Annotated in this window: 24 protein-coding genes; 14 read left to right on the top strand and 10 right to left on the bottom strand. The window is 48.8% G+C overall.

The features are described 5' to 3' along the window. Positions 1–9 precede the first annotated feature (9 nt). The gene (locus IEY46_RS21530; protein ID WP_229750447.1) at positions 10–1,122 is read right to left on the bottom strand and encodes a copper amine oxidase N-terminal domain-containing protein; all 1,113 of its coding nucleotides are present in this window, start codon (positions 1,120–1,122) and stop codon (positions 10–12) included. A gap of 368 nt (positions 1,123–1,490) precedes the next feature. Here IEY46_RS21530 and IEY46_RS21525 point away from each other — a divergent pair, with 368 nt between their 5' ends. Continuing rightward, entirely contained in the window at positions 1,491–1,922 is a 432-nt protein-coding gene (locus IEY46_RS21525; RefSeq protein WP_188994887.1) for a MerR family transcriptional regulator, read from the top strand. Between the two features lie 75 nt (positions 1,923–1,997). Here IEY46_RS21525 and IEY46_RS21520 read toward each other — a convergent pair whose 3' ends face one another. The 3 genes from IEY46_RS21520 to IEY46_RS21510 form a co-directional block, all read right to left on the bottom strand. After that, a complete protein-coding gene (locus IEY46_RS21520) occupies positions 1,998–2,927 on the bottom strand; it encodes an NAD(P)-dependent oxidoreductase (protein ID WP_188994885.1) in 930 nt (309 codons plus the stop codon). Positions 2,928–2,955: 28 nt separating this feature from the next. Then, on the bottom strand, positions 2,956–3,888 hold the full coding sequence (locus tag IEY46_RS21515; protein ID WP_188994883.1) for an NAD(P)-dependent oxidoreductase: 933 nt from the start codon (positions 3,886–3,888) through the stop codon (positions 2,956–2,958). A gap of 208 nt (positions 3,889–4,096) precedes the next feature. Further along, on the bottom strand, positions 4,097–5,062 hold the full coding sequence (locus IEY46_RS21510) for a helix-turn-helix transcriptional regulator (protein ID WP_188994881.1): 966 nt from the start codon (positions 5,060–5,062) through the stop codon (positions 4,097–4,099). Between the two features lie 106 nt (positions 5,063–5,168). On the opposite strand from IEY46_RS21510, the gene IEY46_RS21505 reads away from it, so the two are divergent. The 4 genes from IEY46_RS21505 to IEY46_RS21490 all read left to right on the top strand — a co-directional run bounded on the left by IEY46_RS21505 (position 5,169) and on the right by IEY46_RS21490 (position 7,202). Beyond that, positions 5,169–5,648 (top strand): GyrI-like domain-containing protein, encoded by a 480-nt coding sequence (locus IEY46_RS21505; RefSeq protein WP_188994879.1) that lies wholly within the window; start codon positions 5,169–5,171, stop codon positions 5,646–5,648. A gap of 22 nt (positions 5,649–5,670) precedes the next feature. Further along, on the top strand, positions 5,671–6,093 hold the full coding sequence (locus tag IEY46_RS21500; RefSeq protein ID WP_188994877.1) for a DoxX family protein: 423 nt from the start codon (positions 5,671–5,673) through the stop codon (positions 6,091–6,093). Positions 6,094–6,230: 137 nt separating this feature from the next. Then, complete coding sequence (locus IEY46_RS21495; RefSeq protein ID WP_188994875.1) at positions 6,231–6,710, top strand: GyrI-like domain-containing protein; 480 nt, start codon at positions 6,231–6,233, stop codon at positions 6,708–6,710. A gap of 27 nt (positions 6,711–6,737) precedes the next feature. Next, entirely contained in the window at positions 6,738–7,202 is a 465-nt protein-coding gene (locus IEY46_RS21490) for a DUF8821 family protein (protein ID WP_188994873.1), read from the top strand. A gap of 177 nt (positions 7,203–7,379) precedes the next feature. Here the strand turns inward: IEY46_RS21490 and IEY46_RS21485 are convergent, their stop codons facing one another. Then, entirely contained in the window at positions 7,380–10,589 is a 3,210-nt protein-coding gene (locus IEY46_RS21485; protein WP_188994871.1) for a hypothetical protein, read from the bottom strand. A 118-nt stretch (positions 10,590–10,707) separates the two neighbouring features. After that, a complete protein-coding gene (locus tag IEY46_RS21480) occupies positions 10,708–12,072 on the bottom strand; it encodes an extracellular solute-binding protein (protein WP_188994869.1) in 1,365 nt (454 codons plus the stop codon). 334 nt (positions 12,073–12,406) lie between these two features. Here IEY46_RS21480 and IEY46_RS21475 point away from each other — a divergent pair, with 334 nt between their 5' ends. Genes IEY46_RS21475 through IEY46_RS21455 form a run of 5 tightly spaced genes read left to right on the top strand, consistent with a single transcriptional unit; the run spans position 12,407 to position 15,133 of the window. Beyond that, the gene (locus IEY46_RS21475; protein ID WP_188994867.1) at positions 12,407–12,781 is read left to right on the top strand and encodes a VOC family protein; all 375 of its coding nucleotides are present in this window, start codon (positions 12,407–12,409) and stop codon (positions 12,779–12,781) included. Positions 12,782–12,826: 45 nt separating this feature from the next. Continuing rightward, complete coding sequence (locus IEY46_RS21470) at positions 12,827–13,288, top strand: VOC family protein (RefSeq protein WP_188994865.1); 462 nt, start codon at positions 12,827–12,829, stop codon at positions 13,286–13,288. An 11-nt stretch (positions 13,289–13,299) separates the two neighbouring features. Continuing rightward, a complete protein-coding gene (locus IEY46_RS21465) occupies positions 13,300–13,758 on the top strand; it encodes a GyrI-like domain-containing protein (RefSeq protein ID WP_188994863.1) in 459 nt (152 codons plus the stop codon). Between the two features lie 37 nt (positions 13,759–13,795). Next, complete coding sequence (locus IEY46_RS21460) at positions 13,796–14,431, top strand: histidine phosphatase family protein (RefSeq protein WP_188994861.1); 636 nt, start codon at positions 13,796–13,798, stop codon at positions 14,429–14,431. 24 nt (positions 14,432–14,455) lie between these two features. Beyond that, positions 14,456–15,133 carry an HAD family hydrolase gene (locus IEY46_RS21455; RefSeq protein WP_188994859.1) on the top strand — a complete coding sequence of 226 codons (678 nt, stop codon included), beginning with the start codon at positions 14,456–14,458 and terminating at the stop codon, positions 15,131–15,133. 18 nt (positions 15,134–15,151) lie between these two features. On the opposite strand, the gene IEY46_RS21450 is transcribed toward IEY46_RS21455, so the two are convergent. The 4 genes from IEY46_RS21450 to IEY46_RS21435 form a co-directional block, all read right to left on the bottom strand. After that, the gene (locus tag IEY46_RS21450) at positions 15,152–15,763 is read right to left on the bottom strand and encodes a YitT family protein (protein WP_188994857.1); all 612 of its coding nucleotides are present in this window, start codon (positions 15,761–15,763) and stop codon (positions 15,152–15,154) included. Positions 15,764–15,840: 77 nt separating this feature from the next. Further along, on the bottom strand, positions 15,841–16,848 hold the full coding sequence (gene spoVAD / locus IEY46_RS21445; RefSeq protein ID WP_188994855.1) for a stage V sporulation protein AD: 1,008 nt from the start codon (positions 16,846–16,848) through the stop codon (positions 15,841–15,843). A 1-nt stretch (position 16,849) separates the two neighbouring features. Then, positions 16,850–17,332: a stage V sporulation protein AC gene (gene spoVAC, locus IEY46_RS21440; protein WP_188994853.1), complete on the bottom strand. Its 483-nt coding sequence runs from the start codon at positions 17,330–17,332 to the stop codon at positions 16,850–16,852. Between the two features lie 19 nt (positions 17,333–17,351). Further along, positions 17,352–18,212: a DUF421 domain-containing protein gene (locus IEY46_RS21435; protein WP_188994851.1), complete on the bottom strand. Its 861-nt coding sequence runs from the start codon at positions 18,210–18,212 to the stop codon at positions 17,352–17,354. Positions 18,213–18,405: 193 nt separating this feature from the next. Here IEY46_RS21435 and IEY46_RS21430 point away from each other — a divergent pair, with 193 nt between their 5' ends. The 4 genes from IEY46_RS21430 (at position 18,406) to IEY46_RS21415 (ending at position 22,782) form a co-directional block, all read left to right on the top strand. Next, the gene (locus IEY46_RS21430) at positions 18,406–18,612 is read left to right on the top strand and encodes a DUF1657 domain-containing protein (protein WP_188994849.1); all 207 of its coding nucleotides are present in this window, start codon (positions 18,406–18,408) and stop codon (positions 18,610–18,612) included. Positions 18,613–18,728: 116 nt separating this feature from the next. After that, positions 18,729–20,135, top strand: a complete 1,407-nt coding sequence (locus IEY46_RS21425; protein WP_229750446.1) for a SulP family inorganic anion transporter — start codon at positions 18,729–18,731, stop codon at positions 20,133–20,135. Positions 20,136–20,304: 169 nt separating this feature from the next. Then, on the top strand, positions 20,305–21,117 hold the full coding sequence (locus IEY46_RS21420; RefSeq protein WP_188996077.1) for an AraC family transcriptional regulator: 813 nt from the start codon (positions 20,305–20,307) through the stop codon (positions 21,115–21,117). Between the two features lie 156 nt (positions 21,118–21,273). Beyond that, positions 21,274–22,782, top strand: a complete 1,509-nt coding sequence (locus IEY46_RS21415; RefSeq protein WP_188994847.1) for an alpha-glucosidase/alpha-galactosidase — start codon at positions 21,274–21,276, stop codon at positions 22,780–22,782. The last annotated feature ends 103 nt before the right edge of the window (positions 22,783–22,885 follow it).

Raw genomic sequence — 22,885 nt, 5'->3', positions numbered from 1 at the left:
CACAGAGCATCATTTCGGTGTCGCAGTAACTTGTATATCACTGTAATACAATGTGGATAAGCCTTCAAACCCGGAGTCGGTACCAATTAACAGATAAATCTTGCCATGTGCATTGGACGTTACTGTTGCGCTATATTCAAAGTCCACTCGCTGGAATCCCTCTTTATCGGGATCCGGCTTCGCAATATTACCAATTACCTTTGCGTCCTCTCCGCTGTTCGATTGTTCTCCGATGTCTACGTTCATCCGATAATACGGGTTTCCTGCTGTATTCACTTTTACCGCTTTCGGTTCTTTATTCACAATGCCTGCCTTCACATAGACAGATTCAGCCGGCGCTCCACCAACCCCGCCTAACCCAGCTTTCTGTTCTGTATACATGGCAAAATTCATCTTTACGTCGTAGGTGGTATTTGGTATGAGACCGCCTACATCTCGGGATAGGAACATAAATAAATCGTCACTTCGGTTGACACCTGACAGTTTCAAACCGTATTTTGGTTCGTGTTGATCTGTGAGAGGAATGAGCTCTCTCGTATGTTCCAGTTCGTAGATATCCGGATTGTAGTCAACCGGCAAATCTGAGAAGCCGCCATTCCAACCCTGCTTATCTTTATTAAAATCATAATTTACATGAATACGATCGGCAGAATCTGAATGCTGCGAAACCGTAACCGTGCGAGAAGAAGGCTCCCACTTAAGTTGAGCCTTCATAAGAACAGCCACACTTCTAAGAGGTACAAACACACTGCCTTTCTCCAGTTTTACACGTTCCGGAAGCTGTATTTGTTCTCCTTGGGCATTAAGGGCTATGTTTGAGTCTATGGTAAGTTTAATTTCTCCAAACGCTGGCCCTGATAAAGTTGTCGTTGGATTCGTTTGATCCCACGTTACATTTGATCCGAGCGAGAGAGCCATTTCACGCAAGGGTACCATGACATGACCGTGCAGCTCGAAGGGGGCTGTAGCCAACAAGTGTTTAACCGATTCATTGGAATATGTTAATTGATCCATTTGAAATTGTACGGCTTGCTCTGTTGATGCGGCATCAGACGAAGGAGCGAACATCAAAGAAGCAGCAGTAGCGGTAATGAGACTAGATAAAGCCACTTTTTTCTTCATAAACTTATGCACCATCCCTTGTTGTATGATGTTCATGACAGGAGCTTGTTTGAAGTTGCAGTATTTATCTTCATGCCTAACAGAAGGGATATTCTAATTCTATCCATTAACCTGATTGACCAGGTCTAACACAGATTATTTTGAATTTGGTGTATTTTTATTATAATCTGCATTTCTGCAGCAGCCTCTATCTTCTGCAAAAACAAAGGCTATGGAGATCGTAAAAGGATTCATTTCCGAGGCCATAGGCAGATACACCGATCGAATATTAACCGGAAAATATAGACCTAGACTACCGCTTTATTTTATGTAAGGGGATGATACAATAATAATAAGAATTGTAACATCTCATTGAAAGGGGCGATCCCATGAAAATAAGTCAGCTTTCCAAAGCGACGGGTGTCAGCGCCAGATCGATCAGATATTACGAAAAGAAAAAGCTGCTGACTGCAAGACGTTTAGATAATGATTATCGGGAATTCGACGACGCCGACGTTAAGCGGATCAAAACGATCCAGATTTATTTGGAGCTCGGGATGTCGACGAAGGAAATTGTTGAAATTTTGAATTGCCATGACGATTACGACGCTTCTACCGACAGCGATGGTTTCTGTGAGGAAATGCTTGAGGCCTACGTGGAAAAACGCGTAGAAATCTTCCAACAAATTCAATCGCTGACTGCCGTACAGCAGCGGTTGGATCAACGCATTGAACAAATGAGAGTCCAGCGGGCGCTAATGAGTACGGCGGGCGGCTCTGCCGAACATACAAGCAAAACTTCATTAGTGGCAAAAGGTTAAAGGAAAAGCCCGGTCCACAAGATGGACTGGGCTTTTCCTTTAGGTTCGGACTGATGCCGATGTTGCCTTTTAGACTTAACCGTGTTTCTTTCGAAGCACTTCGGTCAGAAGGGCAAATCCGTCCGTGCCGTGGCCGGCGTCAATCGCATGCTTGGCGATATCGTTAGCTGCAATCAGTACTCTAGTATCGATGCCATGGGCATGTGCGGTATCAATAATATGCTCCATACTCGTAGCTGCCGATAAGAGGTTGGAGCCGTTTCCCGGGTATTGCCCGTTATCGACTTGCTCGGCAAGTGCGGCCATGATATCCGGCAGAATGCTGCTAATGCCCTGAGCGAATGGAAGAAGTTCTTTCGCGCTTATGTTCTCCGCCTTCGCCAAGGTGAGGGCATGAATATAACCGCTCATGGACGTCCAGAAAATATCCAGAAGCGACACATCGTATGCCGCAGCCCGTCCCGGGTCCTCTCCAAGGTGCACGGAAGTACCGCCGATGCTTGCAAAGGTCTGCCGATGGGCTTGATAGACGGCCTCCGATCCGCTGTACAGGACGACGGCCGAACTCTGGCCGATCGAAGTTGTCGGAGTCATGATCGCCCCGTCGAGGTATTCAATCCCGTGCCCTGCTGCCCATTCGGCCGATTGGCGTGCGCGAATTGGCGAGTCGGCTGTCAGATTCACCAAGGTGCGTCCCCTCAGAGCGTCACCAAGCGGACCGACGATAGCATGTACGGCGTCATAATCCAGCACGCAAACGATCGTCAGCGGGCTTGCCGCGACGGCTTCAGTGACGGTTTCCGCGAGGATCGCTCCTTGTGCAGTAAGCGCATCGGCTTTGCCGGCCGACCGGTTCCAGACGGTTGTTGGATGTCCGGCCTTCAGTAAAGCTCCGGCCAGCGCGTGTCCCATCGGACCAAGGCCGAGCACGGTCACCGGTGCACGGTTCAAGGTCTGAGCTTCCCTGTTATTGTTAGTTTGTTGAAATTGACCGTTTATTGTCATTTGAAATTGCCTCCTCATGTGCAACCAGTTAAGCCGAGACCGGCTTCCGAATCAGCTCAACTAACCTTGAAAGGCCATCGGAGCCGTAGCCTTCCGCGACTCCGCGGTTGATCAGTCCTTGAATCGGCGTCATAAGCTCGGGGCTGACGCCAAGCTCCAGGCAAGTGTCGATGATGTTTGCGAATCCCGTCTGGTTGATAATAAGACTGGATACGTCCGTTCGATGTTGGTCTGCATCAACCGCCTGTGCCAACCCGGGCAAAGAAGCCGTCATTGCCTGAAGCCACGGAATCACAAGCGACGTGAACGCTTCCGCTTGGAACTGTTCCGAACGGACCATGGCAACAGCGTGGAAGAAGCCGCCAAACATTCCGTACATGGCGCTCAGCAGCGCCAAATCGTATAGAGGCGCCAAGCCGGGGTCATCGCCAAGATACGTCACGGCCCCGAGTCCCTCCAACGTCGGTCGGTAAGTTTGGAATGCCTTTTGTGAACCGCTGTACAGCAAAAGCGCTCCGGGGCTGCCGATCATCTGTGGAACAGCCATGATCCCGCCGTCCAGATATTCGGCGCCCCACCCGGCTGCGAACGCGGCCGTTTGGCGGGCCTGTGCCTGCGTTCCGTTGGTGAGGTTTACGACCACCCTGTCGGCCAGTATCTCGCCCGCCTGCTCGAGGATGGCGTGCACAGCTCCGTAATCCAGCACGCAGATCACCACCAGCGGACTTGCCGCAATCGCTTCGGCCACCGTACTGGCGACCTTTGCCCCTTGCTCCATAAGCGCATCAGCTTTACCGGCTGACCGATTCCAGACTGTCGTCTGATGTCCTTCCTTTAGGAATGTTTGGGCAAGAGCTGACCCCATCATACCTAAGCCGATGACGGTCACCGGTGGGCGGTTAACGTTCATTGTGTTCCATTCGTGGCTTACCGTAATCTCACTTTGCTCATTTTCCTTCATTTGAATATTTCATCTCCTTTCCCCCTTAGCTTAAAAGGTTGACACTGTGTCAAAGTCAAGCCATATTTTTTATGTTAATTCTGTGGAAGGATATCGTTTCGCTAAATTGCTTGTTAACTTAATACCGTCGTCAGTCAATAACTTTATTTTCGTCGGAAACCTAGCCGAAGCCGAATTGGCGGTGTCTTTTCTAACGCAAGTCTGCTTTTCAACTGTACCCTAAAACACCGACCCTCTCCTGCAAACCCTCCAAAACCTCTTTCGGCATCTCCCTAACCTTGATGTCTCCACCTAGGAAAAGCAGCCAATTTGTCATTTCAGCCAATTTCTCAGCATGATGAACATTAATGAACGTTTTTAGAACAGCTGTAGTTTGATAAGGATTCGTGTATGAAAGGGAAATATGTAATGGACGGTATTTTTTGAACTGGGCAATCGCCTTTGGACCGAGTTCAAGGACCAGGTTGATGGCTTCTTCCTGCTTGCTTAGTTGTTCGACAATCTTCTTCTTGCTTATTCTTTTTTTCTCAGGGTATGGTTTGACATCGGTGAGATTGTCGACAGGAATGATCCGCCTCTTTTCTTCCACTAAGTCAAAGCCTTCAATTTGCCATGAGCTTTTTTCACGATAAAGATGCATGAGGTAAATGGGATAAGACTTTATTTCCCTTCCTTCTTCGACGGAAGCCACTAAATAGCTGTCCATAAGAAGGATTTGAATGAGTTGTTCTAACATAGGATGGGGCAGATCTGACAGATCAAGCAGGTCGGGATTATGGGGGTTGGTTCCTTCGAACAGCAAAATTTGATTTAACAGAACAAGATCATCCTGCTGGTTTTCCGAGAGGAGGCCGAGTAATTTTTCCGCTAAAGATTGGCGGCTCTTGAGATAGGGGAGTTGCTGATTTCTTGTGGCCATAAAGGCAATAAAAAGAGCTTTAATCTCATTATCGGTAAAGCGGACAGTGGGTAGGACGGAGTTGTTCATGACAAAATAACCCCCGTCCCTCCCGACTTCGGCGACAAGCGGCATTCCCATCCCTTCAATTTCTCTGATATCTCTAATCGCCGTCGAACGAGAGATGTTGAATTCTCGCATGATTTCAGAAATGGTAAAGTGAGCGCGGTTATTGATGTATCGCATAATGATGTTAATCCGTTCAACTTTTTTCATAGGGTCCTCTAAACAGTATCATATTTTGACATGATTCATAGTTATTATAAACGCATCAAGTGAAAAAACAAATCATTTGATCCATTCAAAAAAAGGAGTGTTGATCATGGCAGCGTATACCCTTGAGGAAAAAGACAGCTTTATCGTTCTAGGTATTGGGACGGAGCTAAAGAGCGATTACACGGATTATGGCGGCATGAACAAGGAGAAGGAAAACTTCTGGCGGGCAGTGGAGCAGGATGGAAGGCTTGGCGCTTTAAAGGCCATTGCTGCGAATGACTACATTTTTGCCGTGAACGAAGCGGTAAATCACAAGAGGATGTATTATGCCGGCGTCATGACAGAAGCATCGGTACCGGAAGAACACAGAGTGATTCAATTCCCGAAGGGACAATACCTCGTCGTTAAAGGCGAAGGGAAGACGGCTGATGAGTTGAGCAGTATGCTTACTGGCATTGCCTTTGGTCAAGTCTTGCTGGAAGCCAAAAATTTCGCCTATGTTGGCGGACCCAATGCAACGGTTGAGATGGGACAGCGAGACGGCTTCGTATATGGGGAAATGTGGATACCTGTTGTTAAGAAGTAAACGAGATCATGGAGGAATGAAAATGAGTGCGATCATCGGCAATGAAAAAATCGCGAAAGTAGAATACCGTACGATTGGAAGGAGGGGCGCTTATTGGACGGTCACAATAATACTCGCATTCTCAATTGCATTAAGCGGTATCGGGCAACTGATGCGATATGGGGGGAATGTTGATCTAGTGACCGATATTGGTTTCCCGTTATATGTCACGAACATTCTCGGAGTTTGGAAATTGCTTGGAGTCATTGCGATCGTAATGCCAGGTTTCCCCCGGCTTAAGGAATGGGCTTATAGCGGTATCTTTTTTCTAATGACGGGTGCGGCCCTATCTCATGCGTTCGCTAACGATTACGGCGATTACGGATTCCATATTATTCTTCCGCTTTTCTATGCTGCGCTTGGCATCGCCTCCTGGGCGCTGCGTCCGAAAAACCGCAAACTTTAATGGGTAGTGAAAATCCGTTCTACTTTTTTCATCGGAATCTCTAAACAGTGTCATAATTTGATATGATTTATGGTTATTATAAACATATCAAGTGAAAAACAAATCATTTAATCCATTCAAAAAAAGGAGAGTTAATCATGGCAGCGTATACCCTTGAGGAAAAAGACAGCTTTATCGTTCTAGGTATTGGGACGGAGCTAAAGAGTGATTACACCGATTATGGCGGCATGAACAAGGAGAAGGAAAACTTTTGGCGGGCAGTGGAGCAGGATGGAAGGCTTGACGCTTTAAAGGCCATTGCCACGAATGACTACATTTTTGCCGTGAACGAAGCGGTAAATCACAAGATGATGTATTATGCCGGTGTCATGACAGAAGCGTCGGTACCGGAAGAACACAGAGTGATTCAATTCCCGAAGGGGCAATACCTCATCGTAAAAGGCGAAGGGAATACGGCCGAAGAGATGAGCAATAAGCTTACCGGCATTGCTTTTGGCCAAGTCTTGCCGGAAGCCCAGAATTTTGCCTATGTTGGCGGACCCAATACAACGGTTGAGATGGGGCAGCGAGACGGCCTCGTCTATGGTGAAATATGGATTCCTGTTGTTAGGAAATAACGAGATCATTGGATTGGAGTGATGAGTATGTCCTATATCGTTGATTTTAAAACGGTATCAACGGTTGGTTTAGAGTCTTCACCTGCAGCAGAAGCGCTTGCTGGTTTACGTGCGAATGAAGCCCGATACTTTATGAACAAATACAAACATGAATTTACGGTGGTACCCGCTAGTGAAAGCCAGGAAACCCTTGATTATGTGAACCGAATTTTGAAAGAAGAACGTGATCTTGCGTTTGCGGCCAAGCCTTTGGAAACGTCGCGTTTTCAAGTGGAAAATATCCAATTCACCTACGTCTTTTATGAGGATGGTCTTGGGATCAATGTCATGTATACGGTTGATGACCCTAAGAAGCGGGCCGTTGGTTTTAAGCTTTCTGAGGGGATGGAGGTACCAAGGGAGTTGGAAGGGAAGTTTAAGTTTGCCAGGCAGAAGTCTAAACTTGCTGGAACCATCCGGGGCTCGTTTTTTGTAATTAAAGGACAATATTAAGCAAAAGCGTTTATTAAAAAGAAGAGTATCAAGACGCCAATGGCTAAAAAACACCTTCAAGGATATCCCCATATCTTGCGATATGGACACATTCTCTTGAAGGTGTTTTAATTTGTCTCACACTATGGGGTCAGACCCCTAAGCACCATTGAGAAGGCTTTTTATTAACCTCAGGCCTTAGGGACGTTCGACCGTGATGCTGCCCGGACCGATTTGATAACCAAACGAGGAAGCATTTTTGCCGGTCACCGTGAATTTGATCTGGTGAGCACCCGATGCCACAGTGGATGTGCCTAAGCCAACGGCGTCAACGGTTCTTAAGGAAGTGTGATACCCATCCTGCACGCTTCCGATATTGGTCCCGTCGAGAGACGCCTGCCAATTGCCGAAGTTGCTGGATTGGGCATACCAAGTTTTCAGGTTGCAGGTGGTGCACGACTGGGGAAGCTTGAACGTGAAGCCGATGTTATCGCTGATCGCATCCGACTTGTAGCTAACCGTGCCTTGGGAGAGGACGGAGAACGGATCGCCGCTCGAGCTCGAAGGAGGCAGCAGGCTGCGGAAGTTATAGACGTAACGTTTCGCGCTGGTGCTCCCCCATGTACCGTCGCCTGGATACGACTGCGGTGTGCCGGCAAACGTACTGACGTTCATTTGAGAAGCCGTCTCCGTGGCGAACGGGAACAGGATTTGGGCCGGGAACGATAAGAAATTCGTGCTGTTCACTCGTGTAGCGACATCCGTAATCTGGGTTTGCGTGCCGACCCCGTGATATTCCCGCTCACCGGTTGCATTCGTAACGAATAATCCGAAGCTGCCTTGGGGCAATGGATTCGTCGCAGGATTGTAAGTGGAGGATGTAGTTACGGCATATTCGATGCGGAACACATCTCCTGCATTCATCGTCCAAGGGATAACCAACCCGTTGGCTAATTGGGTAGGATTGATCGTGTAGGTGACATCCTGGGAGCTATTAATCGTCCAGTTGTTATTGACCGTAGTTGGAGCATTGACCTTGGAGATGCGCACACTCAATGGATTGGAGGCGGTGTAACCCGTTCCGATCGTGTCGAACCATTTTACCTCGCTAAGGGCTTGTGTTGTAGCTTGTACGTAGGTGACGATCTTAAGATTCTCATTAGGCGCAAGCGTCCCTTCCAACACTTTGTCGGCGCGAAGGTATTTACGGTCCCCATACTCGACCAGATTGCCGTAGTAGTAGTTGATAATCCGATCCATACCCTCCAATTCCTCGGAGACGTCGACGCCCGCCTTCATCAAATAAGGCAAAGCCTGCATCGCTTGCCAGATCGTTACGGCTTCGTGAGTCTCTACCGTGCGGCTGTTCTTCTCATTCTCGGCGCCATCGTAGTAGAGCTTGCCGTCCGTATCGAATTCTCGGATGAGATACCAGATCGCGCCCCTGGCGTATTCCAGCATTTTGGCGTCGTTTTTGTAGTAGCCTACCTGTGCCGCGGCTCTGGCCGTCATGCCCATTACATTGTCCGTTGCATCCCAGATCGGCCTCGAGCCGTCATCGGGAGTGCCGTTCAGATCCGGGTTATATCCCGTCCAATAGTAACGTCGCCCGTCATACATCCCCGTATGGTAGCCGTAACTAGGAAAATGGTTATAGACGAAATCGTAAGCGGAGTTAAGATCATCGGCATTATTCGTGTTGTTATAGAGATAGACGAGACCGGATGCCATCATCGAGCTTACATGGTGATCAGGGGAATGCAGATCAAACGTATAGCCGTAAGAATCGGTCCAGACCCAGTCGAATTGGTAATCCCATCCGCCCTTCCAAGCGGTATTGTTGCCTTTGGCCACCAAATCGGACCATTCGCTTGGGTAATGAACGCGGGCAAAATCGTTATCCCCGTCTAACGTATATTGGCTGTACCGCATGTAGTTAGCCAGCTCTTTGGCCCGGTCCAGATACTTGGTATCATGGGTGATTACATAGGCGGGTACGTAAGTGGAGTACAGCTGCCCCCCGTTACCTCTAGCATAATATTGATCAGAATACGGGGACTTGGTACTCACTAGCGGTGAGTAAGGAATGTCGCCGGCGATGACTTGGGTAGGACCACCTGAGCTAATGGTCACGCCAACCGTAGGATTAAGCGTAGTCAGAACGTCATCAGCGGCATCTACTGCTTTGGGTTTGTCGAGCGAGCTGTAACCATCATTGTCCAAACCAAAATAATAATGGCGAAGTACGTCGTTTGCCCATAATGTTGTAGAGGTAGGAGTCAACGACGCTGAAGGGAACAGAGCCCAAAAATCCGCGGGAGCCATCTCCATCGGAAGATCGTCCGTGAGGGTAACGGGAAGCGGTGAGCCATCAGCATCGGTTAAACCGCTCATTTCCTCCAACCGGGCATGATCCCAATAAACTTCGCTTGCTCCTTGGTCGACCTGCAGTTGGAAGGTGACATAGGCGGCATTGGGCGGAGCCATCGTAATCCGCTTCAGCTCGCGCCAAGTAGAGGAGGCTTGACCGAATGTGCTCGTCGTTGGAGTAATGGCGGTATGGCTGGAATCGTAGAATGTAGCCCTCATATATAAACGGCCGTTCAGAGATGTGGTCTTGTAGACCGCCGTCATCTTGTATCGCTTACCGGCAGTTACTGGAAGATAAGTTTGACTGAGAACAGCCCGGTCTGTAGCATTCGTGGTCCGCAGCTTCACGGAGCTAGGCTGATCGTATCCGCCAGTGGATTGAGGAGTGACGCTGCCGCTTGTGCTGACATTCGTGAATGTCCATGTCTGCAGGCTGCCGCTTGTCAGCAGTTCGAAGCTGCCATTGCCCAGCTTATTCGTGACGCTCTCCATCTGCAGATCGTCGAACTGGATCGTAGCGCCGTATCGCGCTTCAATCTGAATGGTGGCGTAAGCTCCTCCGACTGGGGCTGTAAGATCGCGGGTCAGCAGCATCCAATTGGAGTTTTCCGAGATCGGGTTGGCGGAGTAAGTAGGGGTAATAGCCGTTTTCGAGGAATCATACCAGGTTACTTTCAAAAAGGCGCTTCCCGTTATACTCCCGACAGTCTTATATTTGGCCTTGAATCGATAAAGCTGATTCGAGGTTACGGGGATATACCACTGCGTGTATAGGGCACGATCGGTGGTTCCGGCAGCGGTAAGTTTTACGCTCTTCGACCCTGCAGCAGCGGCGCCCGTGATTACCGTGGTGCTTCCAGCTGTGCTGTAATTACTGAAGGACCAATCCGTAGGTGCTCCTCCGCTTAGTGTCTCGAAGCTGCCGTTCGAGAGGAGATTGGCGGCTGAAACGCTGGAAGGGACTGCTGGAACGATAACGAGCGAGAGTAGAAAGAAGAACGATAGGAAAAGCAGGGTCCGGTTTCTGAAACGAATCATGATTATGCCTCCTTCAAATTTTATACTTGTTACGTACTTGTATTATTTTTGACAAAAAAATTTCCTCCAACTGTCCTCCTTTCATGCAACTCCATCTATTCAAGGCTTCATCATCGTTTTACCTATGGTGAAGCCGATGAACCAAATCAACCGGTTGTTCCATGCCAGACCAATACTTCTTCATTTGCGCTTCTAGCTCGCTTATCCGCGTGCCTGGCGTGAATAACCCGCCAACGACCTTGGAGTAAACGATCTGCTCGGGCAATACGCCAAGCGAAAGCAGATCCTGCTTTCTCCAGTTCGTCTGATTGACAGAATCATAGACGGAGAGGAATCGGGATCCTTGTATCATTTGCGCTTGTACCTCTGACGTCATACATACCTCGACGAATAATTGAGCAAGCGCCGGATGAGAGGCATTCCTAGCGATCATGAGTCCATTGGCGATCAGCATGCCACCTTGATCGAATTCGCTTGGGAAAGGGGCGATTTCGTAGGGTGTCAGGCCTGTTATACGGGCCGGCGCTAACAGCGATGTTAGCATCATGGCTATTCGTTCTTCATCGAAGAGCTGCTGGATGAGGAACATATCGTGGATCGGAAAAATAGGGACGGTTTTGTGCAGGTAGATCAGGTCTCGCATAAAGGTTAACGCTTGCACCCAATTATGAAAGGAGCTTTCCTCGGCATCGCTTGTGATAACATCTGCACCTTTTTTCAAAGCGAATAAAGGCCAGCGTGTAGTAGCGGAGGATAAGGCGATCCCAAACAGATCGATAATTCCGTCTTGGTTCGTATCAAGCGTTAATTGCTTGGCAGTTTCAATGAATTGCTCGGTCGTCCAGCCAGGGTGAGGGAGGGCAACATGGTGTCTGTGGAATAAATGCTTCTGATAGGCAAGGAAGACTGGGGAGTAGGTTACAGGTGCGGCGAGCAGAGTGTCGTGACTCAGAAAGGCTTTATAAACGGGTTCAGGTATGTTGGTTTGCTGGACAATCGATGGCGGGATCGCAAGGAAATCATCGGGGTGCATCATGCTGAATTGCTGATCGGAGACCACGACAAGATCGGGTTTAACCCCAAGATGGCTTAATTCCTCGAGCAGTGAATCCCGGTAAGAGATCGAGAATACTCGGATCTTCACATGAGGGCAACGTTCCTCGAAGATCGGGATGAGCACAGGCAGCATCTGTGTACAGAACAGAGAAGGGGAGGGGCACACGATCAACAGCTCATTGTGATCGTTGGGCGATGTGTCTGAGGAGTAAGTGACCATCGTGCCCTTGCCGGGATGCTTGATGATGAGTTGTTCGTTTTGCAGCTCCAGCAAAGCCCGTCTTACCGAAGATCGGCTAATGCCGTATTTGGAGCTTAGATCGTTCTCCGGCAGTAAGTAATCGCCCGGTCGGATAAAGCCGGACTTGATCTGAGCACGCAGCACATCGGCTAGTTCGGTATAACAGTAACCGGCGTTTCGTTTCATCCGATCCCTCATTTTTATGTTAGACATGTATCGAACATGTATTTAATTATAAGATTTTATATGGCGCCCGTCAATCCAAGTTATTAAGATGCAATTCACAAATAGACTATGGCTGTGGCTCAAGGCAGGTGAATGGAGATTCCTAACTGCCTTTTTCGAGTAATCAAAACGGGTGGTTACACACTGATCAGATTGAGATATAATGGTGGTATCCAATAAATAACATTTTCCAAAAATATCAAGAAACTCAGAACGTGAGTAATTCTTTGATGTTTTTTATTGTTTTTATGGATAATCACATGGGAGTCAACCATTCAAGGGAGTGAAATGCAAGATGGAAAAAGCAAAGCTGGCGGGACCAACCATGGTATTGCTTGTCAGAAACCTTGAAAACTCCGTAGCCTTTTATAAAAATATCGGCTTCCATTATGAGCTGGTCGGCGGCCCGGACGTTCAACACGTCCATATGACAAGGGATCAGGTCACGTTCATTCTTCACCCGGCACGCAACGAAGCGGATGTAAGGCCATTCTCCTCGGTAGAAGGTGGCTTGTATTTTGATGCTTTTTGTTATACCGACGTGCGTCTGTTAATAGAAGAGTTTAGAGCAACAGGAATACGGATTGCAAGGGGGCCGGATCTGAACGAAATTTTTAGCGAGTTTACGATTGAAGATGTTGACGGGTACCGCATCGCGTTCGGAGGGTAGGATGAACGGTTCTGTACGGGCTTTAATAACTCAGGGGAGTGTTGAATGGTGGGCAAAGAAATGGCTTTTACACAGATTGGTTATGTCTATGTACCGACGTCAAACATTGACGAGTCCATCGAGTGGTACACCCGCAATCTGAATTTTCAATTGAAAAACAAGTTTAAGGATCGCGGTTCGTTTCTGGCGGTGCTGCATCATCCTCACAAACATTCAATCGCTTTATTGCTCATTGAAACGGAAGACGACAGCCGGCTGGAAATTACCCGAAATGGAAAAGCATTTCCAATCATGGCCATCAACTGCCCCGATATTGAATATACGCATCGATTCTTGAAGGACAACGGAAATAAAGTTGAAGAATTGCATACGCTTGGAACAGGAGAGGCCAAGTATTTTTATTTCCGGGATAACCAGGGAAATCTGCTGGAAGCCGCGTGGTCCATTTGGGATCCAAAGGATGAGGTGAAAGAAGAATTTAACAGACAGCCAAATGAAGTAGAATAAGGGGGATGAGCATGAAAAACAATCAGGTAGAGATGATCGCATTGGAAGCGAAACATTATGTCGGTGTCCCCGTAACGGTAGCCTTTCAAAAACATGATCCGGATCGAATCAAGGAAGCCAATCGGATATTTATAGAAAAGAAGCATGATATCCAGGGCATCGTCAATGAACGGGAATATGTGTGTCCCCATTTTGCAAACGATGTATTATTTACTTATATTTATTGTATGGAGGTATCCGAAATCAGTCATATCCCGGAGGGAATGATAGGGTTCAGCTTGTCTGCCCAACGATATGCAAAGGTACGGTCCGCGGATGAAGACCCTTACGCACTCATCATGAATTATTTAGAGACAAATGGGCTGGAGAATAACACGAGGTCGCTGGCGCTTGAAGTATTTAAGTTTGGAGAAGAGCAAAACTTCCATAATGCTGATATTTTGGTGCCGGTCAAAGATCCCCGTTCCTAAAGAGATCCTGCAAATCCTTCTAAGAGAGGCGGAAGTCATGAATAACAAAACCATCATCTACCTGGTCAGGCATGGACAGACGCAATGGAATGTCGAGCATAAATTGCAAGGCCATCAAGATTCGCCATTAACAGAGTTAGGTCTGAGGCAAGCCGAGTGGTTAAGTGAATCCATCGCGAATGAGCAAATCGATGTCATCTATTCAAGTTCTAGTCTAAGAGCCCGAAGAACGGCTGAATTAATCCGAGCTGCAAGGGAAATCGATATGATTGAAAGCAATGATTTGAAAGAAATCAATTTGGGAATCTGGGAAGGCAAAACGCAGGCAGAAGTGAAAGAGACGAATCCGGAACAATTTGATTACTTTTGGAATGATCCGGAGAAGTTTCATGTCCAAAGCAGCGAAACCTATCAGGAGGTTTCCAAACGTTCAATCAATCTATTACATAAAATCATTCATGAGAACCAGGGCAAATCCATATTAATCGTAACGCATACGGTTGTAGTTAAGCTGATAATGGCATATTTTGAAGCCCGCCCCCTTAAAGAGATCTGGATGCCACCCTATATCTATCCTGCGTGCTTATGTCAGATCGAACTGGACGGGGAGGAAACAAACATCATTTTACACGGGGATATCCAACATTATAGAGAAGAACCTACTGCAGGTTAAAAGGGGCAGCGGGGAGGGAGCTATATGAACATTAAGGATCAAGCCGTTATTTTTGATTTGGATAACACATTGCTGGATAGAAAGAAATCTTTACAAACATTTTCTGAAAAACTGCATAAACGCTATATTCAACCTGAATATTCAGAACAACAAGTATTTAATCGATTATCCAAGGCTGATGGTGACGGATATCGAAGTAAACAGGACCTCTACAACGATTTGATAAAGAGCTTACCGTGGAAGACCCCCCTTTCTTTTTTAGAATTTAGATCCTTTTGGGATTCGGAGTTTCCAAATAGTTCTGAATTAATGGAGGGCGCTGTTCATTTACTGGACTACTTAAAAGGTGAAGGCTATAAACTGGCATTAATAACAAATGGAAACCAAAAGATACAGTACAGTAAAATAAGTTCAGCCAAGATAGGGGATTTCTTTGACATTATTCATATCTCTGAAGAAATTGGGCTTAAGAAACCGGACAAAGCCATTTTTGAATTAACGTTAAAGGTACTGAAGATAGATCCATGCAACGCTTATTATGTTGGAGATCATCCAAGAAATGATGTATATGGGGCGATAAATGCAGGCCTGCATGCAATATGGTTAGAAGGATACGTCGTATGGGATGAGACTCTAGCTGTGGGGCAGTTTAAGACAATAAGAAAATTAGACGAAATAATAGAAATATTAAAAGAAGCCTAAATCATCAACAGGGGAATATCAACGCTTGCGGCGGGCAAACCCGATATGCAAGAAAGGTTTAACATTTCGGGTGGTGAGCAGGATCGTAGCGATTGCACCCGCGGTTATGGTCATGGCGGACAAAATGAAGGAGGTAGCGGTGATGAGCCAGCCTCCAAGGCCGATAACGACAACGTCCACGGCAAAGATCAGGAGGCCGACATTAATCGAGGAATCCTTGGCAATCATATGCGCCAGCAGATCCGTCCCCCCCGTACTGACCTTGTGCCGTAGCATAATGCCTAGCCCTGATCCGACGAATCCACCTCCAATAAGGGAGCTGGCGATAGGGGGCAGCAGTATTTGATGAGGATGAGTATCGAGCATATCCGTCAGAAAAGAAGACAAAAACAGTCCCAACAGACTGCCGAGAGGAAATTCCCGCTCATTATACCAGGAGATCAGAAACACCGGGATACTGCATAGAATAATGACATACCCTATTTTAAATCCGAACAGATAGTGGAAGATGAGTCCGACCCCGATAAAGCCCCCATCCATAATATGATAAGGAACCAAATAAAAATCGATTCCAGCTGCAATCAGCAGACTTCCAACAACAATGGCCAAATATTGGGCAAGCGACGGCATTTCACCAACTCCCGGGGATAGGCATGTCTAATATATATGCGTAATCCCGGGATAGTTTGCGATAATTCTAATATAATTTACTGGCCCTCGATCGAAACCGCATGGGCTATGCATGGGATGCTCTCACCTTGCTGGAACGATAAAGGCGAAAGAAGGGCACCGGTAGCGACGACCAGCAGCCTTTTCAACTCCCCGGCACGGATCCGCTTGAGCAGATGTCCGTATGTTACGGTCGCTGAACATCCGCACCCGCTTGCGCCAGACTGCACGGATTGGGTTTCGTAGTTGTAAATCATCATGCCACAGTCGCTGAAAAGGGTTTGCTGGATGGGAAAGTTATGCTTCTCAAATAATTTGGTCGCGATACTATGGCCAAGCTTCGCCAGATCCCCAGTTACGATCAGATCATAATACCCCGGTTCAATCTGCAAATCCCGGAAATGGGCCTCGATGGTATCGACGGCAGCGGGAGCCATGGCCGCACCCATATTGAAAGGATCGGTGATGCCCATATCGACGACACGCCCGATTGTGGCTGTTGTGACCGCCGGGCCACTGCCGTACCTGGAGACCACGGCCGCGCCTGCGCCTGTTACTGTATATTGGGCGGTTGGCGGTTTCTGCGAGCCGTATTCCGTCGGGTAGCGGAACTGCTTCTCGACGCTGGCATTATGACTGCCCGTGGCGGCCAGCACATGGTGCGCCGAGCCGCTATTAACTAGCGAAGCGGCAAGCGCGAGACTTTCCATAGAGGTCGAGCAAGCGCCGAATACACCTAGGTACGGGATGCTCATTGTGCGCGCGGCGAAGCTGCTGCTAATAATTTGGTTCATTAAATCGCCGCCGATATAGAATTGGACCTCTTCCTTGGTAAGCCCCGCATTCTCGATTGCCAGCTTGGCTGATTCTTCAATCAGCACCTTTTCGGCTTTCTCCCAGCTTTTCTCCTCCAGCATCAGATCGCCATGGATAATATCAAAGTCATTGGCAAGCGGTCCTTGTCCTTCGAAGGGGCCAACCACGGTAGCTGCTCCGCGGATCACCGGTTTATTCTCAAACACCCAGCTTTGATGTCCTTTTAACATATCAGGATCCTCCTCCGACTCCTTCGATTATCCAAGTCAGCACGCCCACCACAAAAGCGGCAAAGGTGCCGAACACAATAACGGCTCCCGCGACTTTAAACATATTCCCGCCTACGCCCAGTACCAATCCTTCGCTCCGGTGTTCAATCGCCGCAGATGCCATGGCATTGGCAAATCCGGTTACAGGCACAGCTGAACCCGCCCCTGCCCATTGGGCGATTTTGTCATATACGCCGAGACTCGTGAGTATCACAGAAATCAGAATCAGAACAGCGACGGTTGGATTAGATGCCTGCTGCTTGTCGAAACCGGCCCAGCGGACAAACATATCCTGTATCGCCTGTCCCAGAATACAGATGCACCCTCCCACTAGGAAAGCGCGTAAACAGTTGATGAATGCAGGACGCTTGGGTTCAAGCTGGGAGGCAAGCTGCTGATAGTCCCGTTGAACCGGCATTGTTTTCTTTTCTTTTTTGGATACCATGATGCTCGTTCCTCCTTGCCTAGTTCTTCAGATAAGGCTTGATTTCAAGCAGGGTACGTTCCAAAGATTGCGAACAGCGCTCATACATATGTTTCGCCTCTTCTTCCTCGGTAGAGAGACTGAACATTTCCAGATCCGCTTCGCATTTCTTCAGCAAGGCGTACAAGGCCGCTTTAATATTCGGTTTGGGAACGACCAGTTGATCGTCGAACAGATCGACAAACAACTGTTGATTGGCATCGACCTGGCCAAGAAAAACATTTTCGGGCGTGACCCCAATCGTTTCCAGCTCCGTATTCAGCCATTCCCGGCTTAATCCCATGGTTGCCAGCGGCTCATCCATAATCCGACCATCCATAATAACGGCCTGCGGTTCCTGCTCGGGATTGACTTTTATTCCGGTGTGTTTGGCTGTGAGCGGCTGGTTCTCGCGTGTTAGTAAGACATTAACGGAGCCGCTGGGCTCCATAATCGCAAATTCGACATCGGAAGCGAGAAAAACTTGCTTGCTTCGCAGCTGCTCCATCAGCTCGTCTGTAGTGAGCCTTTCTTTTTTCAGATTCTCCTCGAGGATTTTGCCGTCTTTTATTAAGACGGTCCCTTTGGTGTCAATGAAATCACGCACTCTCTTGCTTTTGATCTGAAGATATTCGATTCCAAGCGATACCCCCACCCAGACACATAAGGAGACGATACCCAGATACCATTTCATATCAATATCCAGCGAAATATAAGCCGCCAGACTGCCGATGGTAATGCCCGTTATGTATTCAAATAATGAAAGCTGGGAAACCTGCCGTTTTCCAAGCAATTTGGTCATGATAAACAGCACTGCAACCGCCAATAAGGTCCTCACTGCAACTGACAGCCAATCCGGCATCAAAATTACCTCCTTCATTAAAAAATGCGTGTAGCTTCCATGAGAATGGTTACTTGGTAAAGAATCCCCCGCAATCCCTTTCTTGATTCATTAATGGTATTAAATAAAAGGCGGATGACTAAAGGGAGAATAAAATCTCTTATCAGGGGTACAATACGCATGGTAAAAAATGAATAATGCGGAGGTGATAATCATGACGGTATCATCCGATGTAAAAACCTGCGTCGCTTCATTAAAAAGCGCACAGGCCAGCCTGGAGCAGTTCGCCTTGGCCACTGAAAACCAAGATGCCAAAAACATCTACACCAATGCGGCAGAATCAACGCAGCAGGTCCTTCAACAACTGGAAGGCCGCGTTCAGCAGCTGGAAAATGAGGAACCCCAATATAAAGGGTTCTAGTCCGAAAAGGCACATTTTTCATTGACCTTCAATAGAGGATCACGTTATGCTAGCCGAGTAGCAGGCAAGAAGTCTTCTTTCGGCTAGCTTAACGATTCCTATTAGAGGTGAAGGTTTTGATTCGAACCTGGCAACAGCAATGGACAACAAATGTTAAAGGCAACATACTCGCGGGAATGACTGCGACACTGGCTCTAGTACCCGATTCGCTGGCCTTTTCCCTTATGGCGGGGGTACCGCCTACGGTTGGGATTTATGCATCCATTTGTATTCTGCTCGTAACGACCTTCCTCGGTGGAAGACCGGGGATGATCTCAGCGGCTGCCGGCTCCATGGCGGTATTGATGCTGACGCTTGTGAAGGAACACGGCATTTCCTATTTATTCGCAGCGACCATTCTTACCGGCATCCTTCAATATTTAATGGGTGTTTTCAAATTGGGCAAGCTGATGAATTTTGTCCCCAGTGGCGTGCTGACGGGTTTTGTCAACGCCTTGGCGATTCTCATCTTCATGTCGCAGCTGCGTTATTTCAAGGGTGCGCCCTGGACGATGTACGCGTTAGTTGCGGCAACGCTGGTCATTATTTATGTGCTCCCCCGTTTCTTCAAGGCGATCCCGTCGCCGCTGATAGCCGTCGCCGTGCTTACGCTGGCTGTATGGGCATTCGGCATGGGCGGCGTTTCGCGTATCGGCGATATCGCCGTGATTGATGCTTCATTGCCATCGTTTCTGATTCCTGATATCCCGTTTAACTGGGAAACGCTGATGATTATACTGCCCTATTCCCTGTCTCTGGCTGTCGTCGGGTTTACGGAGACGCTGCTGACCCATAATTTGCTGGATGAAATGACGGGGGAACGAACGGACAAGAACAAGGAAATGCGCGGACAAGGCCTTGCCAATTTTGCCGCCGGCTTCTTCGGCGGGATGGCGGGCTGTGCGCTGGTGGCGGAATCTGTGCTGAATGTGAGGATGGGCGGCCGCAACCGGCTGTCTACTCTGGTCGCCGCTCTGTTTCTTTTTCTATTAGTGGTCCTTGCAGGGGATTTGCTCGCGCTGGTTCCCATGGCTGCGCTGGTCGGCATCATGCTGATGGTATGCGCGGCAATCTTCGATTGGCGTTCCGTATTCAAGCCGCGCGCAGTACCCGTCAGCGAAACGGTGGTTATGCTCGCAACGGTCGGTTCGGTTATCCTCACGCATGATCTGGCGATTGGAGTGCTTGTCGGGGTGTTGATCAGCTTCATCTGGTTTGCGGTGAAGGCGTCGCGCCTTCATATCCATAGCGAATGGGAAGGAAGCACGCGCATATACCGGATTGAGGGACAGCTGTTCTTTGCTTCCGCAGCCGTACTGGACGAGCGGATTGAACAAGGCTGCGCCGCCGACGAGGTGCATATCGATCTGAGCGCCAGCAAAGTTTGGGATCACACGGCGCGATTGTCGCTGCAGAAGGTGGTTGAGCGCCTTGCAAAGGACGGCAAACAGGTGACCGTGCTCACCGGCGAGAAGAGATCCTAATAGCAGAGGCGGTTCTATCGGGGCTTAAGGGCACTGTCGGAACCGCCTTTTTTGAAGGGAGGCGAATGCAATTGAAACGGCATACAGCCTGTTTAATCCCAAATGGGTGCAGGATGAATACCGGCCGCAAATTCTGGCCTATTATTACAAACAATGGATCAACTTTCATATGGGCTTTCATGCCCACCAGACGAACGAAATCATGTACGTAATCAGCGGTACTTGCACAGTTTCGACAACAGATCAGATGATTCCTATGCGCAAGGGCGATCTCATTATGCTGGACAGCGGTGTGAAACACAATCTCATTGTGGACGGGAATCCCTGCCGCATGCTCAATGTGGAATTTGTTTTTGCCGCATGCGAAGGCATTTATCCAGCTCTGCGGCAGCTTGTGGACGGAAGCTCCGCACTGCGGCAGCTGCTTGCGCGCCGTGAGCCTTATATTGTTCTGCGCGATCCGAGCGATGTCTATCATACGCTCAAAAATCTCGTAACGGAGCTGGATACGCCAAGCGAGGAGCAGATGGTTACGGTTAATCTGCTGATCTCGCAGCTGTTGATCCGGGTTGCCCGTCTTGCGGCGGAGGAGCAGAAGGACAGCGCCGTCCGCCAGATTGACCGTTATGTGCGCAAGGCTGTCCATTACATTCACCAATATTATGACCGCGATATCCAAATCAAGGATATTGCAGCAGCGGTGAATCTTCATCCGGTTTATTTGCAGCGTATTTTCAAAGCGAGCATGAAGCAGACGATGACCGAATATTTGTCCGAGCTGCGGATTGAGAAGGCCAAAATGCTGCTCGCGAGAACGGATGTGCCCATCATCGATATTGCGGATTATATTGGTCTTAACAGCAGGCAGTATTTCAGCGCCATGTTCAAAAAATATACCGGACTGTCCCCGGCTGCCTATCGCAAGTCGAGGGAGACGATGCAAGGATTTCAAAATCAGGTTGCGATAGTTGACATTACGTAGCCGATCCGGTTGTGAAATTGAAAACGTCTTCCGTAGGGTCCTGCTACAATGGGGTCAAGAGCGAATAACCCTTTAGCGATAGGAGCAGTCAACAAGTGATGCTTTCTATTTGGGCCACCCCGGCAAAGCCGGATATGAGAAGGAGGCGTTTTTTTCATGTCTTTTAAAGTTGCGTTTATCGGTGCAGGGAGTATCGGATTTACGAGGGGCTTGTTGCGGGATCTGCTTTCCGTGCCCGAATTCAAGGAAATGGAAGTTGCTTTTACGGACATCAACTCTCACAACCTGGATATGGTTACGAGGCTGTGCCAGCGGGATATTGACGAGAATGGACTGGCAATCAGGATTCAGCCGACAACCGACCGCAGGGAAGCGCTCAAAGAGGCGCGTTACATTTTCACAGTCGTCCGGATCGGCGGCCTTGAAGCGTTCCAGCATGATGTGGATATCCCGCTCAAATACGGCGTTGATCAATGTGTCGGGGATACGCTGTGCGCCGGAGGAATTATGTATGGCCAGCGCGGCATCGCGGAGATGATGAATATTTGCAAGGATATCCGCGAGGTGGCGGCTCCGGACGCGTTGCTGCTTAACTATGCCAACCCGATGGCCATGATGACCTGGGCTTGCAATATGTATGGCGGCGTACGGACGATTGGCTTATGCCATGGCGTACAGGGCGGACACCGGCAGATTGCCCAGGCACTGGGGCTGGAGAAGAAGGATATCGATATCATCTGCGCCGGGATCAACCATCAAACCTGGTATATCAACGTGAAGCATAATGGCGAGGATATGACGGGCAAGCTGCTGGAGGCGTTCGAGAATCATCCTGAATTCTCCACCACCGAGAAGGTGCGGATCGATATGATGCGCCGTTTCGGTTATTATTCCACGGAATCCAACGGCCATCTCAGCGAATATGTCCCCTGGTACCGCAAACGTTCGGATGAAATTATGGACTGGATCGATCTGGGTACGTGGATTAATGGAGAAACCGGCGGGTATCTGAGGGTATGTAAGGAAGGGCGCAACTGGTTTGAGACGGAATTTCCGAACTGGATGAAAGAAGACCCGCTCATCTATGCCGCCGACAAACGCAGCGAGGAGCACGGCTCCTACATTATCGAAGGACTGGAAACCGGACGTGTATACCGCGGCCACTTCAATGTCGTGAACAATGGCGTTATCGCCAATCTTCCCGATGATGCCATTATCGAAGCGCCAGGTTATGTGGACCGCAACGGCATCAGCTTGCCGCATGTGGGCGAGCTCCCGCTGGGCTGCGCGGCAGTATGCAATGTGAGTATTTCCGTACAGCGTCTGGCGGTGGAAGCGGCTATTCATGGCGATGACAAGCTGCTGCGCCAGGCAATGATGATGGATCCGCTCGTCGGTGCTGTCTGTAATCCCAAGGAAATCTGGCAGATGGTCGACGAATTGCTGGTTGCGCAGGCACCGTGGCTGCCCCAGTACGAAGCGGCAATTGAAGAGGCCAGGGAACGCTTGGCTTCCGGAAATCTTGTTCCTACCCGCGAGGGCTACGAGGGCGCTGCGCGCCTGAAGACCAAAACGGTCGAAGAGATGATGGAGAACCGGGAAGCGGCGAACCGCAATGCCGGCGAAGCCGACAAAGCGCAAGAGCGTCCGGCAGCAGCGCATTAGAAGTACCCAGCAGCAAACAGTCTGCTGCAACCCTTGAACGGGTCCGCCCGTTCAAGGTTTTTTTGTCTTCTATGCCAACAGTCAAATGAAAAAAACAAGCGGG

Source organism: Paenibacillus nasutitermitis, from assembly GCF_014641075.1.
In the GTDB taxonomy this organism is placed as follows: domain Bacteria; phylum Bacillota; class Bacilli; order Paenibacillales; family Paenibacillaceae; genus Paenibacillus_Z; species Paenibacillus_Z nasutitermitis.
This window is presented reverse-complemented; position numbering and strand designations above follow the sequence as displayed.

Coding starts and splice junctions, on each gene's coding strand:
- IEY46_RS21530 (WP_229750447.1), bottom strand. CDS start 1,122: ATGAAGAAAAAAGTGGCTTTATCTAGTCTCATTACCGCTACTGCTGCT.
- IEY46_RS21525 (WP_188994887.1), top strand. CDS start 1,491: ATGAAAATAAGTCAGCTTTCCAAAGCGACGGGTGTCAGCGCCAGATCG.
- IEY46_RS21520 (WP_188994885.1), bottom strand. CDS start 2,927: ATGACAATAAACGGTCAATTTCAACAAACTAACAATAACAGGGAAGCT.
- IEY46_RS21515 (WP_188994883.1), bottom strand. CDS start 3,888: ATGAAGGAAAATGAGCAAAGTGAGATTACGGTAAGCCACGAATGGAAC.
- IEY46_RS21510 (WP_188994881.1), bottom strand. CDS start 5,062: ATGAAAAAAGTTGAACGGATTAACATCATTATGCGATACATCAATAAC.
- IEY46_RS21505 (WP_188994879.1), top strand. CDS start 5,169: ATGGCAGCGTATACCCTTGAGGAAAAAGACAGCTTTATCGTTCTAGGT.
- IEY46_RS21500 (WP_188994877.1), top strand. CDS start 5,671: ATGAGTGCGATCATCGGCAATGAAAAAATCGCGAAAGTAGAATACCGT.
- IEY46_RS21495 (WP_188994875.1), top strand. CDS start 6,231: ATGGCAGCGTATACCCTTGAGGAAAAAGACAGCTTTATCGTTCTAGGT.
- IEY46_RS21490 (WP_188994873.1), top strand. CDS start 6,738: ATGTCCTATATCGTTGATTTTAAAACGGTATCAACGGTTGGTTTAGAG.
- IEY46_RS21485 (WP_188994871.1), bottom strand. CDS start 10,589: ATGATTCGTTTCAGAAACCGGACCCTGCTTTTCCTATCGTTCTTCTTT.
- IEY46_RS21480 (WP_188994869.1), bottom strand. CDS start 12,072: ATGAAACGAAACGCCGGTTACTGTTATACCGAACTAGCCGATGTGCTG.
- IEY46_RS21475 (WP_188994867.1), top strand. CDS start 12,407: ATGGAAAAAGCAAAGCTGGCGGGACCAACCATGGTATTGCTTGTCAGA.
- IEY46_RS21470 (WP_188994865.1), top strand. CDS start 12,827: ATGGTGGGCAAAGAAATGGCTTTTACACAGATTGGTTATGTCTATGTA.
- IEY46_RS21465 (WP_188994863.1), top strand. CDS start 13,300: ATGAAAAACAATCAGGTAGAGATGATCGCATTGGAAGCGAAACATTAT.
- IEY46_RS21460 (WP_188994861.1), top strand. CDS start 13,796: ATGAATAACAAAACCATCATCTACCTGGTCAGGCATGGACAGACGCAA.
- IEY46_RS21455 (WP_188994859.1), top strand. CDS start 14,456: ATGAACATTAAGGATCAAGCCGTTATTTTTGATTTGGATAACACATTG.
- IEY46_RS21450 (WP_188994857.1), bottom strand. CDS start 15,763: ATGCCGTCGCTTGCCCAATATTTGGCCATTGTTGTTGGAAGTCTGCTG.
- spoVAD (WP_188994855.1), bottom strand. CDS start 16,848: ATGTTAAAAGGACATCAAAGCTGGGTGTTTGAGAATAAACCGGTGATC.
- spoVAC (WP_188994853.1), bottom strand. CDS start 17,332: ATGGTATCCAAAAAAGAAAAGAAAACAATGCCGGTTCAACGGGACTAT.
- IEY46_RS21435 (WP_188994851.1), bottom strand. CDS start 18,212: ATGCCGGATTGGCTGTCAGTTGCAGTGAGGACCTTATTGGCGGTTGCA.
- IEY46_RS21430 (WP_188994849.1), top strand. CDS start 18,406: ATGACGGTATCATCCGATGTAAAAACCTGCGTCGCTTCATTAAAAAGC.
- IEY46_RS21420 (WP_188996077.1), top strand. CDS start 20,305: ATGGGCTTTCATGCCCACCAGACGAACGAAATCATGTACGTAATCAGC.
- IEY46_RS21415 (WP_188994847.1), top strand. CDS start 21,274: ATGTCTTTTAAAGTTGCGTTTATCGGTGCAGGGAGTATCGGATTTACG.